Source organism: Erwinia sp. B116 (assembly GCF_002865965.1).
Classification (GTDB): domain Bacteria; phylum Pseudomonadota; class Gammaproteobacteria; order Enterobacterales; family Enterobacteriaceae; genus Erwinia.
The window spans coordinates 167,845-183,033 of the sequence record NZ_JRZZ01000006.1; the positions used below are offsets into that span (position 1 = coordinate 167,845).

General features: G+C 60.3%; 12 protein-coding genes and 1 pseudogene. 7 read left to right on the forward strand and 6 right to left on the reverse strand.

The features are described 5' to 3' along the window. Both NV64_RS07120 and lrp read right to left on the reverse strand, forming a co-directional pair. A partial coding sequence (locus NV64_RS07120; protein ID WP_199177635.1) for a DNA translocase FtsK 4TM domain-containing protein occupies positions 1-710 on the reverse strand: 710 nt, incomplete at its 3' end. A 119-nt stretch (positions 711-829) separates the two neighbouring features. Then, positions 830-1,324 (reverse strand): leucine-responsive transcriptional regulator Lrp, encoded by a 495-nt coding sequence (gene lrp / locus NV64_RS07125; protein WP_006118610.1) that lies wholly within the window; start codon positions 1,322-1,324, stop codon positions 830-832. A gap of 522 nt (positions 1,325-1,846) precedes the next feature. On the opposite strand from lrp, the gene trxB reads away from it, so the two are divergent. The 5 genes from trxB to infA all read left to right on the forward strand — a co-directional run bounded on the left by trxB (position 1,847) and on the right by infA (position 7,761). Further along, positions 1,847-2,815 (forward strand): thioredoxin-disulfide reductase, encoded by a 969-nt coding sequence (gene trxB, locus NV64_RS07130; RefSeq protein ID WP_056236911.1) that lies wholly within the window; start codon positions 1,847-1,849, stop codon positions 2,813-2,815. Between the two features lie 147 nt (positions 2,816-2,962). Next, complete coding sequence (gene cydD, locus NV64_RS07135) at positions 2,963-4,729, forward strand: cysteine/glutathione ABC transporter permease/ATP-binding protein CydD (protein WP_101505609.1); 1,767 nt, start codon at positions 2,963-2,965, stop codon at positions 4,727-4,729. Then, a complete protein-coding gene (gene cydC, locus NV64_RS07140) occupies positions 4,726-6,456 on the forward strand; it encodes a cysteine/glutathione ABC transporter ATP-binding protein/permease CydC (RefSeq protein WP_056236914.1) in 1,731 nt (576 codons plus the stop codon). The genes cydD and cydC overlap by 4 nt, the downstream gene beginning before the upstream one ends. A 33-nt stretch (positions 6,457-6,489) precedes the next feature. Beyond that, positions 6,490-7,182 (forward strand): leucyl/phenylalanyl-tRNA--protein transferase, encoded by a 693-nt coding sequence (gene aat / locus NV64_RS07145; protein ID WP_056236916.1) that lies wholly within the window; start codon positions 6,490-6,492, stop codon positions 7,180-7,182. 360 nt (positions 7,183-7,542) lie between these two features. Next, positions 7,543-7,761, forward strand: coding sequence for a translation initiation factor IF-1 (gene infA, locus NV64_RS07150; RefSeq protein ID WP_002211347.1), 219 nt, complete (start codon positions 7,543-7,545; stop codon positions 7,759-7,761). Positions 7,762-7,899: 138 nt separating this feature from the next. Here the strand turns inward: infA and clpA are convergent, their stop codons facing one another. Both clpA and clpS read right to left on the reverse strand, forming a co-directional pair. Then, positions 7,900-10,176, reverse strand: coding sequence for an ATP-dependent Clp protease ATP-binding subunit ClpA (gene clpA, locus NV64_RS07155; RefSeq protein WP_056236918.1), 2,277 nt, complete (start codon positions 10,174-10,176; stop codon positions 7,900-7,902). 26 nt (positions 10,177-10,202) lie between these two features. Beyond that, the gene (gene clpS / locus NV64_RS07160) at positions 10,203-10,523 is read right to left on the reverse strand and encodes an ATP-dependent Clp protease adapter ClpS (protein ID WP_056236920.1); all 321 of its coding nucleotides are present in this window, start codon (positions 10,521-10,523) and stop codon (positions 10,203-10,205) included. Between the two features lie 320 nt (positions 10,524-10,843). On the opposite strand from clpS, the gene cspD reads away from it, so the two are divergent. Beyond that, the gene (gene cspD, locus NV64_RS07165; RefSeq protein WP_056236922.1) at positions 10,844-11,068 is read left to right on the forward strand and encodes a cold shock-like protein CspD; all 225 of its coding nucleotides are present in this window, start codon (positions 10,844-10,846) and stop codon (positions 11,066-11,068) included. A 113-nt stretch (positions 11,069-11,181) separates the two neighbouring features. On the opposite strand, the gene NV64_RS07170 is transcribed toward cspD, so the two are convergent. Further along, positions 11,182-12,849, reverse strand: coding sequence for an ATP-dependent endonuclease (locus tag NV64_RS07170; protein ID WP_101505610.1), 1,668 nt, complete (start codon positions 12,847-12,849; stop codon positions 11,182-11,184). Between the two features lie 182 nt (positions 12,850-13,031). Between NV64_RS07170 and poxB the strand changes: the two genes are divergently transcribed. Further along, positions 13,032-14,753: a ubiquinone-dependent pyruvate dehydrogenase gene (gene poxB / locus NV64_RS07175; protein ID WP_056236925.1), complete on the forward strand. Its 1,722-nt coding sequence runs from the start codon at positions 13,032-13,034 to the stop codon at positions 14,751-14,753. A gap of 245 nt (positions 14,754-14,998) precedes the next feature. Here the strand turns inward: poxB and NV64_RS07180 are convergent. Beyond that, a pseudogene (locus tag NV64_RS07180) lies at positions 14,999-15,189 on the reverse strand (N-acetylmuramoyl-L-alanine amidase); the annotation flags it as partial.

The following is a 15,189-nucleotide window of genomic DNA, read 5'->3' on the forward strand; positions in this document are numbered from 1 at the left end:
TCGGCATCATCGCGCGCACGCAGCGTTTCAGGCGCGCGTTCCGCGTCGTCATACTCTTCTTCATCGTCCTCTTCACGCCACTGTTCATCACTGCGTGAACGGTTGCTGGCAAAGGTCAGCACGCCCATAACCACGCCGCCAATTTTCTCAGCGATGGTTAACCACGACCAGCCGGTATACAGCGTCAGCCCGGCCGCCCAGACGCACAGCAGCGTCAGGGTGCCGCCGGGGCCGCTGAACCACGGTGCCATAGCGTTACTCAGCAGGCTGCCGATCACGCCGCCGGAGGCGAAGTACCAGATATCATCGGCATTGAGCGCCGCCAGGCCGCAGGCGGTCACCACCAGCGCCAGTACGCCAATCAGGCGCAGCGCAACGGCAAAGTAGTCGATGTACTCCTGCGAATGACGTTGACGGAAGGTTTGCCAGCACAGGCCGAGGATCACCGGCGGGATGCCGTAAGCCATAATGCCGAAAATGAAAAACAGGGTGTCAGCAAGCCAGGCGCCGACGCCGCCACCTAAATTGTGGATCGGTTCGTGCCAGGCCGTTTGCGACCAGCTCGGGTCGGACGGGTTAAAGCTCACCAGCGCCACCATCAGATAGACGGCGAACAGCGCAACAATCATCAGCAAGGCTTCCAGCAGGCGACGCCCACTGCTCAGCGGTTGCAGGGAAACTTCTTTATCTTCTGTGTATTCCTGGCTCAAGAGTTCTCTCCAGGTGCCCGTAAACTATGAAGGCAACAGCGTCGGGCGAGCCCGACGCTGAACCTGTATGAATTCACAGGAGTGTACCGAAAACTACCAGGTTTTGCACCTGCCCTGTGTTAGCGAGTTTTAATCACTAAGCGATTACTTTGTTTCACTTCTTCCATGACCACGTAGGTGCGGGTGTCGTTCACTCCCGGCAGACGCAGCAAGGTTTCACCGAGCAATTTACGGTAGGCGGACATGTCCGGCACGCGGGTTTTCAGCAGGTAGTCAAAATCACCGGAAACCAGGTGACACTCTTGAGTTTCCTCAAGTTTTTGCACAGCGGCGTTAAATTGCTCAAACACGTCAGGCGCGCCACGATTCAGAGTAATCTCAACGAATACCAACAGCGAGGCATCAAGATAATGCGGGTTCAGCTGCGCGGTGTAGCCCAGAATGAAGCCCTGACGCTCAAGGCGGCGCACGCGTTCCAGGCAGGGAGTCGGCGACAGCCCCACGCGTTTGGAAAGTTCGACGTTGGAAATGCGCCCGTCTTTTTGCAGTTCGTTAAGGATGTTACGGTCGATTCTGTCGAGGTCTTTACCCGGTCGTTTTTTGTTATCTACCATTATTATTGTCTCTCTTAATTCCTTCCCTTTACCCGCCTACCCTGGAACGCGTACGTCCCGGGTCGTTCTAAGTGAAGACATCGAGCCTGTTGCGTGAACCGCGTCCATCCGCATGACGCATGCTGTCTGTCCACACCATGCGTCATTCCAAATGCCAGGCTGAGTAAATTCGTCGCCGAGCGTAAAAAAGGGAACGATTCCCCGTTACGTCATTGTGAATACTCTCTGCTTCGCATAATGTTTTCGCAAAAGCGCAGCCGATTGTCAAAGTAAAACAACCAAAACCAGTACAACATGCCAAACCACCTCGTGCGATCCTGTTTTGCAATGATAATTTAGCCATTTAAGCACCCGGCCCGGCCCGGCGTCGGCGGTTTTTTCAGCGCTCATGCCTTAACGCCGGGACGTTGATTGGTAAAACCTTTTTCATTAATCATTAACAACGTGGCACAACACTTTTTTTGCCGTGTTAAATTCCCTACAATCCGTTTGTCTGTTTGCCAGTTAAATAATGAGGGTCTCATGAGTACGGCTAAACACAGTAAATTACTGATTCTGGGCTCTGGCCCGGCTGGCTACACCGCCGCCGTGTACGCCGCCCGCGCGAACCTGAACCCGGTGCTGATTACCGGCCTGGAAAAAGGCGGTCAGCTGACCACCACCACCGACGTGGAAAACTGGCCAGGCGACGCCAACGAGCTGACCGGCCCGTTGCTGATGGAGCGCATGCACGAGCACGCGGTAAAATTTAATACCGAAATCATCTTCGACCATATCCACAGCGTCGACCTGCAGAACCGTCCGTTCCGCCTGACCGGCGACAGCGGTGAGTACACCGCGGATGCGCTGATCATCGCCACCGGCGCGTCGGCCCGCTACCTCGGCCTGCCGTCTGAAGACGCCTTCAAAGGTCGCGGCGTTTCTGCCTGCGCCACCTGTGACGGTTTCTTCTATCGCAACCAGAAAGTCGCGGTAATCGGCGGCGGCAACACCGCGGTGGAAGAGGCACTGTACCTGGCCAATATCGCGGCTGAAGTGCATCTGATCCACCGCCGTGACAGCTTCCGCGCTGAGAAGATCCTGATCGACCGGCTGATGGAAAAAGTAAAAAACGGCAATATCGTGCTGCACACCGACCGCACGCTGGATGAGGTGCTGGGCGATCAGATGGGCGTCAACCGTCTGCGCCTGCGCGCGGTTAATGACGAGCAGCAGATCGAAGAGCTGGAGGTCGCCGGCCTGTTTGTGGCGATCGGCCACAGCCCGAATACCGCCATCTTCAACGGTCAGCTGGAGCTGGAAAACGGCTACATCAAAGTGCAGTCTGGTATTCACGGCAACGCCACCCAGACCAGCATCCCCGGCGTGTTTGCCGCCGGCGACGTGATGGACCACATCTACCGCCAGGCGATCACCTCGGCGGGTACCGGCTGTATGGCCGCCCTCGATGCTGAACGCTATCTTGACGGACTGGTTAAAAAAGATCGTTAAGTTGTTAAAATTCTGAGCTAATCTTGCCTGAGGCGACGAGCAATTGTCGCCTTTTTACCCTCCCCATTGTACCATTGCCGCGCTTGACACCGATCTTCCTGTGGCTTTTGCCTCACTACCGTTTACGTCAGGGCATCACGGCAAATCATGAATAAATCACGACAACAACTGCTCACCCGCTGGCTAAAAAGCCAACGCGCGTACGGTCAGCGCTGGCTGCGCATCTCGCTGATGCTGGGCACGCTGAACGCCCTGCTGCTGATCGCACAGGCCTGGTTCCTCGCCTCTCTGCTGCAGTCACTGCTGAGTGACCACCTGCCGCGCGAAAGCCTGCTGCACACGTTCCTGCTGCTGCTGGCCTGTTTTGCCGGACGCGCGCTGCTGGCCTGGCTGCGTGAACGCGCCGGCTTCAGAGCCGGCCAGGCGATCCGCCAGGCGCAGCGCGCCCGGGTGCTCGATCGCCTGGCCGCGCTCGGCCCGGCGTGGATCCAGGGTAAACCGGCCGGCAGCTGGGCGACCCTGCTGCTGGAGCAGATTGAAGAGATGCAGGATTACTACGCCCGCTATCTGCCGCAGATGATGCTGGCGGGGATTATCCCGCTGCTGGTGCTGCTGGTGCTGTTCCCGGTCAACTGGGCGGCGTCGCTGATCCTGCTGGCCACCGCGCCGCTGATCCCGCTGTTTATGGCGATGGTCGGCATGGGGGCGGCCGATGCTAACCGCCGCAACTTCCTTGCGCTGTCGCGCCTCAGCGGCCAGTTCCTTGACCGCCTGCGCGGCCTGGAAACGCTGCGCCTGTTTAACCGTGCAAGAGCGGAGACGGCAACCATTCAGGACGCCTCGGAGCAGTTCCGTCAGCGCACCATGGAAGTGCTGCGTATGGCCTTCCTCTCCTCTGCCGTGCTGGAGTTTTTTGCCTCAATTTCGATTGCGCTGATCGCCGTCTACTTCGGCTTCTCCTACCTTGGCGTGTTTGATTTTGGCCACTACAGCGGCCCGGTGACGATGTTTGCCGGTTTTCTGGTGCTGATCCTCGCGCCGGAATTTTATCAGCCGCTACGCGATCTCGGCACCTTCTACCACGCGAAGGCCCAGGCCATCGGCGCGGCGGATGCGCTGGAAACCTTCCTCGCAGAGAGTGAAGATGCCGCCATCGCCCGCGGTGAGCAGACGCCGGACCTCAGCGACGGCTTCACGCTGGTCGCGAAGGACCTGACCATCATCACCGCCGCCGGCAGCGTGCTGGCCGGTCCGCTGAACTTTACCCTTAACCGCGGCCAGCGCGTGGCGCTGGTCGGGCAGAGCGGCGCGGGGAAAACCTCACTGATGAACGTGCTGCTGGGCTATCTGCCGTATCAGGGTTCGCTGCAGGTTAACGGCGCTGAGCTGCGCGATATCGCCCCTGAGCACTGGCAGCGGCAGCTGGCGTGGGTCGGGCAGAACCCGCACCTGCCGGCCACTACCGTGCGGGAAAATATTCTGCCCAACGGCGGGGATGACGCCCGCCTCGCCAGCGTACTGGCACTGTCGGGCGTGGATGAGTTCCTGCCGCGGCTGCCCAACGGGCTGGAGAGTGAAACCGGCGACGGGGCAACGCGGCTGTCGGTGGGCCAGGCACAACGCGTCGCCGTCGCCCGCGCGCTGATGAAGCCCTGCCAGCTGTTACTGCTGGATGAACCTGACGCCAGCCTCGATGCGCAGAGCGAACGGCACGTTAACCGCGCGCTGCTGCAGGCCTCACGTGCGCAGAGCACGCTGCTGATCACCCACCAGCTTAACCGCCTGGAGGAGTGGGATCAGATCTGGCTGATGCGTGATGGGCAAATCGTACAGCAGGGCGACCGGCAGACGCTGGCCGATCGCCCGGGGCCGTTTGCTGAGCTGCTGGCGCAACGTGGAGGATCGCTGGAATGAAAACCCTGCTGCCGTTTTTAACGCTTTATCGTCGCCATCTCTGGCGGCTGCTGTGCGGCATTTTGCTGGCGGCGATCACCCTGCTGGCCAGCATCGGCCTGCTGACGCTGTCCGGCTGGTTCCTCGCCGCCACCTCGCTGGTCGGCGTGGCCGGTATCTACAGCTTTAACTACATGCTGCCGGCGGCCGGGGTGCGGGGTGCGGCCATCAGCCGTACCGTGGCCCGCTATCTGGAGCGCCTGGTCAGCCACGATGGCACCTTCCGCGTGCTGGCGCACCTGCGCGTTTACACCTTCAGTAAGCTGCTGCCGCTCTCCCCCGCCGGCATTGCCCGTTTCCGTCAGGGTGAGCTGCTTAATCGCCTGGTGGGGGACGTCGACACCCTCGATCACCTCTACCTGCGGGTGATTGCCCCGCTGGTCGGGGCGCTGCTGGTGATCCTGGTGGTCACCGTTGGTTTAAGCTGGCTGGATGTCAACCTGGCGCTGACCCTGGCCGGGCTGATGCTGTTTACCCTGCTGGTGCTGCCGCCGCTGTTTTATCGCGCCGGGCTGCCGGTCGGCCAGGATCTGACCCGCCTGCGCGGCAACTACCGCAGCGGGCTGACCCGCTGGTTGCAGGGCCAGGCCGAACTGACCCTGTACGGCGCGGCGGCAACGTACCGTGCTGAACTCGACGACACGGAGCGCCAGTGGCTGAACACACAGCAGCGCCAGGCCAGCCTGACCGGGCTGTCGCAGGCGCTGGTGATGCTGATGGGCGGCGTTGCCGTCACTCTGCTGTTGTGGCTCAGCGCCGCCGGCATCGGCGGTGACCTGCAGCCCGGCGCGCTGGTGGCGCTGTTTGTCTTCTGCTCGCTGGCCGCCTTTGAGGCGCTGGCACCGGTCGGCACCGCCTTCCTGCATATGGGCCACGTCATCGCCTCCGCCGGGCGCGTCGCACAGATCGTCAATCAGCGCCCGGCGGTCACCTTTAGCGACGCCACGCTGCCGCTGACCCCGGGCGCCGCCGTAACGCTCGATGCGGTCAGCTTCCGCTATGCCGATGGCGACGCACCGGCGCTGAACGCGGTGACGCTGCAGATCGCTCACGGCGAGCATATCGCGCTGCTCGGCCGTACCGGCTGCGGTAAGTCAACGCTGCTGCAGCTGTTAACCCGCGCCTGGGATCCACAGCAGGGTGAAGTCACGCTGAACGGCCAGCCGCTGACCGCCTGGCCGGAAGCCGCGCTGCGCGCCCGCATCAGCGTGGTGACCCAGCGCGTACATCTGTTCAGCAGCACCCTGCGCGATAACCTGCTGTTGGCCGCGCCGGAAAGCGACGACGCGCGGCTGAGCGCGGCGCTGCAGGCGGTCGGGCTGGAGAAGCTGCTGGACAACGATCAGGGGCTGAACGCCTGGCTGGGCGAAGGCGGCCGCGCGCTGTCCGGCGGCGAGCTGCGCCGTCTTGGGCTGGCGCGTGCCCTGCTGCACGGCGGCGATCTGCTGCTGCTGGATGAGCCGACCGAAGGGCTGGATGCTGAAACGGAACGGCAGATCCTCAGCCTGCTGCGCGAAGTGGCACGTGATAAGACGCTAATCATGGTTACCCACCGCCTGCGCGGCCTGGAGGCGTTCGACCGCATCTGCGTGATGGACAACGGTTCGCTGGTCGAACAGGGTAATCACGCGCAGTTAGTGGCGAAACAGGGGCGGTACTGGACTTTTCTGCAGCGCTTTGCGCTATAGTCATTAGCCTGTGGCACACCTGAGATGATGTCGATGCGCCTGATGCAACTGTCCCGTGAATCACTCAACTTCCCGCCGCCGGAGTCGGCGCTGCGGGACCCGAATGGCCTGCTGGCGATGGGCGGCGATCTCAGCCCTGCCCGTCTGCTGGCGGCCTATCGCCTGGGTATCTTCCCCTGGTTCTCAATCGGAGACCCGATCCTGTGGTGGTGCCCCGACCCGCGGGCGGTGCTGCTGCCGGAGCAGTTCCACCTCAGCCGCAGCATGAAGCGCTTTCACCAGCGATCCCCTTACCAGGTGACGCTGAATCAGCGCTTCAGCGAGGTGATCGCCGGCTGTGCTCACGACCGTCAGGAGGGCACGTGGATCACCTGGGAAGTGCAGCAGGCGTGGTACCGGCTGCATGAGCTGGGGCACGCCCATTCGGTAGAGGTGTGGCAGGAGGGCGAGCTGGTCGGTGGCCTGTACGGGCTGGCGCTCGGGCAGATCTTTTGCGGTGAATCGATGTTCAGCCTGCGGGAGAATGCCTCCAAGACCGCGCTGCTGGTGTTCAGCCGCTGGTTTGCACAGCAGAACGGCAGGCTGATCGACTGCCAGGTGCTGAACGCACATACCCAGTCGCTGGGCGCGGTGGAAATTTCCCGCGCGAGCTATCTGCAACAGGTCAATACGCTGGCAGACAGCCTGCTTACAACGGGTTGCTGGCGGCCACAACGGCTTTTTTAATGCTATTTCGAGATGTTTTCGCCCAACCGGGCCAGAACAGTGATATAATACGCGCGTTTGGTATGTCGTCCGCCTGCCCCCTGAACAACAGGGTAACGCAGAATACCAGGCTGGGAATCGCAACGCACTTGTCAGAACTGTTTTAATCGTGCGAAATGAAGCAGATTTAAACAGATTCTTAGCCCGTTTTACCCCCGCGCTGACGCCATTAACTCCAGATTACTTCGTGACCCGTCTGCACTCGTGTCTTTCAGAGGGGTTGATGTGGGCGATCTATTCGCCTGCAATTCTTTACTTAATACGTGAAATTCGGCATTATCTTGCCGGTTCAAAACTAAGGTAGTCCACCTAGAGGATTCGATGGCCAAAGAAGACAATATTGAAATGCAGGGTACCGTACTTGATACGTTACCTAACACCATGTTCCGCGTTGAACTTGAAAACGGTCACGTGGTTACCGCTCATATCTCCGGTAAAATGCGCAAAAACTATATCCGCATCCTGACGGGCGACAAAGTCACTGTAGAGCTGACCCCGTACGACCTGAGCAAAGGCCGCATTGTCTTCCGTAGTCGCTAAATTGCCCCATTCAGTTCTGCTGCTACGTTACGCACGCCTGCAGCAGCGATAAAAAAGGCCGGGTTCTCACCCGGCCTTTTCTTTATCTGCGATTCCCGTTCAGCCCGCCGCGCTTAGCGAGCCTCCCGGGATGTGCCGTCAGTGCACCGTGCCTTCCGCCTTACGCTTTGCAGCGCTGAGGAAGTGATAGGCCAGCTGATTATTCTCTTTATCCAGCGTGACCGATACCGAGCCACCTTCTACCAGCGAACCAAACAGCAGTTCATTAGCCAGCGGTTTTTTCAGGCTCTCCTGCACGGTACGGGCCATTGGACGGGCCCCCATCGCCTTGTCATAGCCTTTCTCAGCCAGCCAGTTGCGGGCATCATCACTGACTTCCAGCGACACGCCTTTGGCGTCCAGCTGCGCCTGCAGTTCGACAATAAACTTGTCGACCACCTGATGGATCACCACCTGATCGAGGTGTCTGAACCAGATGATGTTATCCAGACGGTTGCGGAACTCCGGCGTGAAGATCTTTTTGATCTCCTCCATCGCATCGGTGCTGTTGTCCTGCTGGATCAGGCCGATCGACTTACGCTCGGTTTCCCGCACCCCGGCGTTGGTGGTCATCACCACCACCACGTTGCGGAAGTCCGCCTTACGGCCGTTGTTGTCGGTCAGCATGCCGTTATCCATCACCTGCAGCAGCAGGTTAAAGACGTCCGGGTGCGCTTTTTCGATTTCATCCAGCAGCACCACCGCGTGCGGATGTTTGATCACCGCATCGGTTAACAGGCCGCCCTGGTCAAAACCAACATAGCCCGGAGGCGCACCGATCAGGCGGCTGACGGTATGACGTTCCATATACTCGGACATATCAAAACGCAGCAGCTCAATACCCAGCGCCTTCGCCAGCTGTACCGTGACCTCGGTTTTACCGACGCCGGTCGGGCCGGCAAACAGGAAGGAGCCGACCGGTTTACGATCCTGCCCCAGTCCGGCACGGCTCATCTTGATCGCTTCGGTCAGCGCCTCAATGGCGTTGTCCTGGCCGAACACCAGCATTTTTAGACGATCGCCCAGCGTGCGCAGCGTATCGCGATCGGTGGCCGACACGCTCTTCTCCGGAATACGGGCAATCCGGGCGACCACGCTTTCGATATCCGCCACGTTGACGGTTTTCTTACGCTTGCTCACCGGCATTAAACGCGCACGCGCACCGGCCTCATCGATTACGTCAATCGCCTTATCCGGCAGGTGGCGATCGTTGATATATTTCACCGCCAGCTCCACCGCCGCGCGGATCGCCTTGGCGGTGTAACGCACGTCGTGGTGCGCTTCATACTTCGGTTTCAGCCCGTTGATGATCTGCACCGTCTCATCGACGGACGGTTCGGTGATATCGATCTTCTGGAAACGGCGCGCCAGCGCACGATCCTTCTCGAAGATGTTGCTGAACTCCTGGTAGGTAGTTGAACCCATCACGCGGATCTTACCGCCGGAGAGCAGCGGTTTAATCAGGTTAGCGGCATCAACCTGGCCACCCGAAGCGGCACCGGCGCCGATGATGGTGTGGATCTCATCGATAAACAGGATGCTGTTGGTATCCTGCTCCAGCTGTTTCAGCAGCGCTTTAAAGCGCTTTTCAAAGTCACCGCGATATTTGGTACCGGCCAGCAGCGAACCGATGTCCAGCGAGTAGATGGTGCAGTCCTGCATCACTTCCGGCACGTCGCCCTGCACAATGCGCCAGGCCAGCCCTTCCGCGATGGCGGTTTTACCCACCCCGGACTCACCCACCAGCAGCGGGTTATTTTTACGACGGCGGCACAGCACCTGAACGGTACGCTCCAGCTCTTTATCGCGACCGATCAGCGGATCGATTCCGCCTACCCGGGCAAGCTGGTTAAGGTTGGTGGTGAAGTTTTCCATACGATCCTCCCCGCCTGCCTGCTCTTCGTTAACCGGATTTTCCGCGCTGGCGGACGGGCCTGGCTCGTCCTTGCGCGTACCGTGAGAGATAAAGTTCACCACATCCAGTCGGCTGACTTCATGTTTGCGCAGCAGATACGCCGCCTGAGATTCCTGTTCGCTGAAAATCGCCACCAGCACATTCGCACCGGCCACTTCACTGCGGCCTGATGACTGTACGTGGAATACCGCCCGCTGCAGCACGCGCTGGAAGCTGAGCGTTGGCTGGGTGTCGCGTTCTTCCTCACTGGCCGGCAGCACCGGGGTGGTTTGTTCAATAAACGCTTCAAGTTCCTGACGAAGCGCCACGATATCTACCGTGCAGGCTTCCAGTGCCTCTCTGGCCGACGGGTTACTGAGCAGTGCCAGTAGCAGATGCTCGACGGTCATAAACTCATGTCGGTGCTCACGCGCTCTGGCGAAAGCCATGTTTAAACTGAGTTCCAGTTCTTGATTGAGCATTGGCACCTCCCCCAATTATCGCCTTATCAGGCTTTTTCCAGCGTACACAGCAACGGATGCTCATTTTCACGGGCGTAAGTGTTAATCATGGCGACTTTGGTTTCCGCCACCTCCGCGGTATAAACACCGCAGATCGCCTTACCCTGATAATGCACCGTCAGCATCAGTTGCGTTGCACGTTCAATATCATAAGAAAAGAACTTCTGCAGAACGTCAATAACAAATTCCATCGGTGTATAGTCATCATTATGCAGTATGACCCGATACATCGACGGCGGCTTAAGCTCCTCTTTCAGTTTGTCATCGGCAAGCTGCTCAAAGTTAAGCCAGTCGTTAGTCTTTCCCATACCAATCCAGTATCAACATGTTGCTTCTTAACGCCAGACTAACACCATTCAGGCTATGAGTAACGCGGCCAGAATGCAGCGTGGCGCAGCAGATAATTCGTACAAAAATCCTTAATCGCGACCTTCATCACAAAATTTGAAATAGCGTTAACTGCTTCAAATTTTGACGATTTTGTATCCATTCCCGAGCCCCGTTTGCTTGACCCGCGAGAGCAATTCTCTACAGTACAGAAACTGGTCGGAGAAGATCTTCCCGCCAACAGGTTAATCACCTGATTTCCCCACTCAATAATGAAATGTTTTGCGAGGGATGTAGAAGCATGGAGACGGGTACTGTTAAATGGTTTAATAATGCCAAAGGTTTCGGTTTCATCTGCCCGGTTGGCGGTGGAGAAGATATCTTCGCCCACTACTCAACCATTAAGATGGAGGGCTACCGAACGCTTAAAGCCGGGCAACAAGTCCAGTTTGATGTGCATCAGGGTCCGAAGGGCAATCACGCCAGCCTGATCGTTCCCGTGGAAGAGGTCGCGCTCAGCGCCTGACCCTACCACTCATTCTGTACAACCCTGCCATAAAATGCCAGCCGCTGATGCTGGCATTTTTATTTTCTTCCTCTTTCAATATGGGTACCGCGCGGCAGATATCAAGTCACCGCTTACTCCACACCGCGCCGCGCCAGCCGCTGCAGCCGGGCAAAGAGGGTTTGCAGCAGCAGCGGTACCGCGTCCGGCCCGCGTTCGGCGGCGTCCTGCACCACCGCCATCGCCAGCTCCGGTTTGGAACTGTGGTGGATCGCTTTCGCGATCACCCGCCGCATGGCGATCGGCACATTATCGGGCAGATGCGCATGGCGATGATATACCGCGGAAAAACCCTGCTTATACAGGAAATGCTCCATATCCAGTGTGGGTAACTGGGTCAGATGATTTTTCTCCTCGTCGCCAGGGTGCAGCAGGCTGCGGGCGATGGCAGCATACTTCTTCCCGGCATCGTCGCCGTCGGTCAGCACGTGCCAGCCAATGCCCATGCGCTGGGCGAACTTCAGCAGCGGCCGCAGCCCGGACTGGGCAAACTCGATGATGCGGATCCCTTCCGTGGCGAAGTGATAACCACACTGCCTGGCCAGCTCGTTCATCAGCCAGACTTCGGTTTCCCCTTCGACCAGCAGCCAGCAGCGGGCGAACAGCGCCGAAGGCCGGTTGAAGCGAATATGGAAGGCGATGCGCCGGCTCTCTTCGGCACTCATTCCTCCCGGCCCCAGCCGCCAGGCGACCACCCGTTCTGCTTCACGCACCAGCCGGCACACCTGGCCCATCGGCACCTGTGACAGCAGCTCGGAGGAGTTGGTGGTGGTGATTTTTTGCAGCGGCAGCTGGGAGAATAACCCCCAGGCGACGGAGAGCATAATCGGGTGCAGCCGCGTTTCCGGATCTTCAATCAGCAGCAGCGGCCGCGCGTTTGCGTCCAGCTGCCACGCGCCACGCGCCTGGGTCAGCAGGCCGAACAGCCGCAGCAGGATCTGCCGGCGGCTGCGGCTGTCGGCGTCGGCGATCAGGTGGTGGATGCGGTCCAGATGGCGCCAGCCGTTATCGTTGTCACGTTCTCCCGGCGTCAGCCGGCGGGCCGGCTCGGCTACGCTATGCTGGTCGAGGGAAAAATAGTGCGCCAGCAGCTGTTGCAGGGTGCGCAGCCCCTGGCGTAACGTCTGCTCGCTCAGCTGTTCCGATAGCGTAGGGTGATCGCGGGTCAGGCTCTCCATCTGCCGGACCAGCTCATTAAAGCGTGCCTCATCGCTACCGGCGAGCGCCTCCCGCGGCAACCGCGCGTTAAAGCGGGCGTCACGCAGGCGCAGCACCGGCGAGAGACGAACCAGGCTTTCCAGGGCGGCCGTGGCCTCCCCTTCGGTTAACAGCGGCTCGCCGTGCGCGTCAACAAACCGGCGGCGGGTGGTGACCTCACCGTCGGCCTGCAGCTGGCCGTCGATGCGCAGATGAACGCGCTGCAGGCCGCCCTCGCCGCGCTGCCACAGCGAGCTCAGCCCCTGCCAGCGCGGCGTGGCGGCTTCACCGGCCTCACTTTCCCGCCAGGTCAGCGCCAGCCACAGGCGCTGCGGCCGGCAGGCAGGGCCTGTGGCTGGCTGATAAAAATCCTGCGCGCTAAACGTATAAGGTTCAGCGCGTGGCGAGAGGATCAGCGTCAGCACGTCAAGCAGGCTGGATTTCCCCCAGGCGTTCTCGCCGATCAGCAGGTTGTCCTCTTCCAGCGGCAGCCGCAGCTGGCTGATGCCGCGAAACCCGGCAATATCGATGAATTCCAGAATCATAGCGCCCTCGCGGCTCCCTGTTTTATTGAGAATGGTCGCCTGCCGTACGCCGGTCAAGCTGCCAGCACAGATTTCCCGCCAGGGCTGCGGTTCACCACGCCGCCGGACCCCGATCTCACGTAATGCCAGGCACGCAGCGCCAGGTCAACTATGCTTGTGGCTCGACAGAAAAGGAGACAAGCATGAAACACACCGTTGCTGCACTGCTGGCAAAAACGCTGGAGAACGCCGGGGTTAAACGGATCTGGGGCGTTACCGGCGATTCGCTGAACGGCCTCAGCGATAGCCTCAACCGCATGGGGACCATCGACTGGATGCCCACCCGCCATGAAGAGGTCGCCGCCTTTGCCGCCGGTGCCGAAGCGCACATCAGCGGAGAGCTGGCGGTCTGCGCCGGCTCCTGCGGACCGGGTAATCTGCACCTGATTAACGGTCTGTTTGACTGTCACCGTAACCGCGTCCCGGTGCTGGCGATCGCCGCGCACATTCCGTCGAGCGAGATCGGCAGCAACTATTTTCAGGAGACCCATCCGCAGGAGCTGTTCCGTGAATGCAGCCATTACTGTGAGCTGGTGTCGAACCCGGAGCAGCTGCCGCAGGTGCTGGGGATCGCCATGCGCCAGGCGATCCTCAACCGCGGCGTCTCGGTAGTGGTGATCCCCGGCGACGTGGCGCTGCAGCCCGCGCCGGAAGGTGCCAGCGCGGAGTGGTATCCACCGCTGCTGCCGCAGGTGCAACCGCAGCCTGCCGAGCTGGAGACGCTGGCGACGGCGCTCAACGCAGCACAAAACATTACCCTGCTGTGCGGCAGCGGCTGCGCCGGGGCGCATGCCGAGGTGGTGGCGCTGGCTGAGACGCTGAAAGCGCCGGTGGTGCACGCGCTGCGCGGCAAAGAGCACATCGAATACGACAACCCGTATGACGTCGGCATGACCGGACTGATCGGCTTCTCATCGGGCTACCATGCGATGATGAACGCCGACACGCTGCTGGTGCTCGGCAGCCAGTTCCCCTATCGCGCCTTCTACCCGGAGAAAGCGCAGATCATCCAGATCGATATCAATCCCGCCAGCCTCGGCAGCCACAGCCACGTAAATATGGCGCTGGTCGGCGATATCAAAACCACCCTTAACGCGCTGCTGCCGCAGCTGACGGAAAAGCAGGATCGCGGTTTCCTCGACAAGGCGCTGGCCCACTACGCCACCGCGCGCAGGGATCTTGACGATCTCGCCACCGCTAACGATAAGCAGCCGATCCACCCGCAGTATCTGGCGCAGCAGATTAGCCGGCTGGCCGCCGATGATGCGATCTTCAGCTGCGACGTTGGCACGCCGACCGTCTGGGCCGCCCGTTACCTGCAGATGAACGGCCGGCGTCGCCTGATCGGCTCGTTCAGCCACGGCTCGATGGCCAATGCGATGCCGCAGGCGCTGGGCGCGCAGGCGATCGACCCGCAGCGCCAGGTGGTGGCGCTGTGCGGCGACGGCGGCTTCAGCATGCTGATGGGGGATTTCCTTTCGCTGGCGCAGCTGAAGCTGCCGGTGAAGATCGTGGTATTTAATAACAGTTCGCTGGGCTTTGTGGCGATGGAGATGAAGTCCGGTGGCTACCTGACCGACGGCACCGACCTGCACAACCCGGACTTCGCCGCCATTGCCCGCGCCTGCGGCGTGCACGGCGTGCGCGTGGAGAAGGCCTCAGAGCTTGACGGTGCGCTGCAGCAGGCGTTCGCCCACGACGGCCCGGCGCTGATTGACGTGGTGACGGCAAAAGAGGAGCTGGCGATGCCGCCGGAGATCAAACTGGAGCAGGCGAAGGGCTTTAGCCTCTATATGCTGCGGGCGATCATCAACGGACGCGGCAATGAAGTGGTAGAGCTGGCTAAAACCAACTGGCTGCGGTAAGCCCGCCCACCCGCACAGAGGTGTGCTGCGACAAACCGATGACACAGGCCTCTGCGTCGACGTCACTGCGCAACGCTAATCAGCCCCCGGCAATGGCCGCCGGGGGAGCGTTTCAAGGCAGAGTCGCTTTTGAACATGGCTTCCCGACTCATGCCGCCAGCGGAAAGAATGCCCTGGCAAGGAGTCGCTTCTGAACGTAATTCCCCGAACAGTGCCGCCGGCGGGGAGAGCGTCTCAATAAGGGGTTACTCCTGGCCGCCGTACTTCTCCAGCAGCGCGGCGGCAATCGCCTCGGTTTCAGCATCGGCGATGCCGCGATAATCCGTCGGGCGGAAGTGCATCTGAAACGCCGTGATGGTGGCCTGCTGCTGATAGGCCGCCAGCTGCGGCGTTATCTCATAGCCGTAGCGCGCCAGCAGCGCCAGCAGCTTAGCCT

What these genes read in the sequence shown, in the direction of transcription:
- lrp (WP_006118610.1), bottom strand. Translation starts at nt 1,324, where the DNA reads ATGGTAGATAACAAAAAACGACCGGGTAAAGACCTCGACAGAATCGAC.
- trxB (WP_056236911.1), top strand. Translation starts at nt 1,847, where the DNA reads ATGAGTACGGCTAAACACAGTAAATTACTGATTCTGGGCTCTGGCCCG.
- cydD (WP_101505609.1), top strand. Translation starts at nt 2,963, where the DNA reads ATGAATAAATCACGACAACAACTGCTCACCCGCTGGCTAAAAAGCCAA.
- cydC (WP_056236914.1), top strand. Translation starts at nt 4,726, where the DNA reads ATGAAAACCCTGCTGCCGTTTTTAACGCTTTATCGTCGCCATCTCTGG.
- aat (WP_056236916.1), top strand. Translation starts at nt 6,490, where the DNA reads ATGCGCCTGATGCAACTGTCCCGTGAATCACTCAACTTCCCGCCGCCG.
- infA (WP_002211347.1), top strand. Translation starts at nt 7,543, where the DNA reads ATGGCCAAAGAAGACAATATTGAAATGCAGGGTACCGTACTTGATACG.
- clpA (WP_056236918.1), bottom strand. Translation starts at nt 10,176, where the DNA reads ATGCTCAATCAAGAACTGGAACTCAGTTTAAACATGGCTTTCGCCAGA.
- clpS (WP_056236920.1), bottom strand. Translation starts at nt 10,523, where the DNA reads ATGGGAAAGACTAACGACTGGCTTAACTTTGAGCAGCTTGCCGATGAC.
- cspD (WP_056236922.1), top strand. Translation starts at nt 10,844, where the DNA reads ATGGAGACGGGTACTGTTAAATGGTTTAATAATGCCAAAGGTTTCGGT.
- NV64_RS07170 (WP_101505610.1), bottom strand. Translation starts at nt 12,849, where the DNA reads ATGATTCTGGAATTCATCGATATTGCCGGGTTTCGCGGCATCAGCCAG.
- poxB (WP_056236925.1), top strand. Translation starts at nt 13,032, where the DNA reads ATGAAACACACCGTTGCTGCACTGCTGGCAAAAACGCTGGAGAACGCC.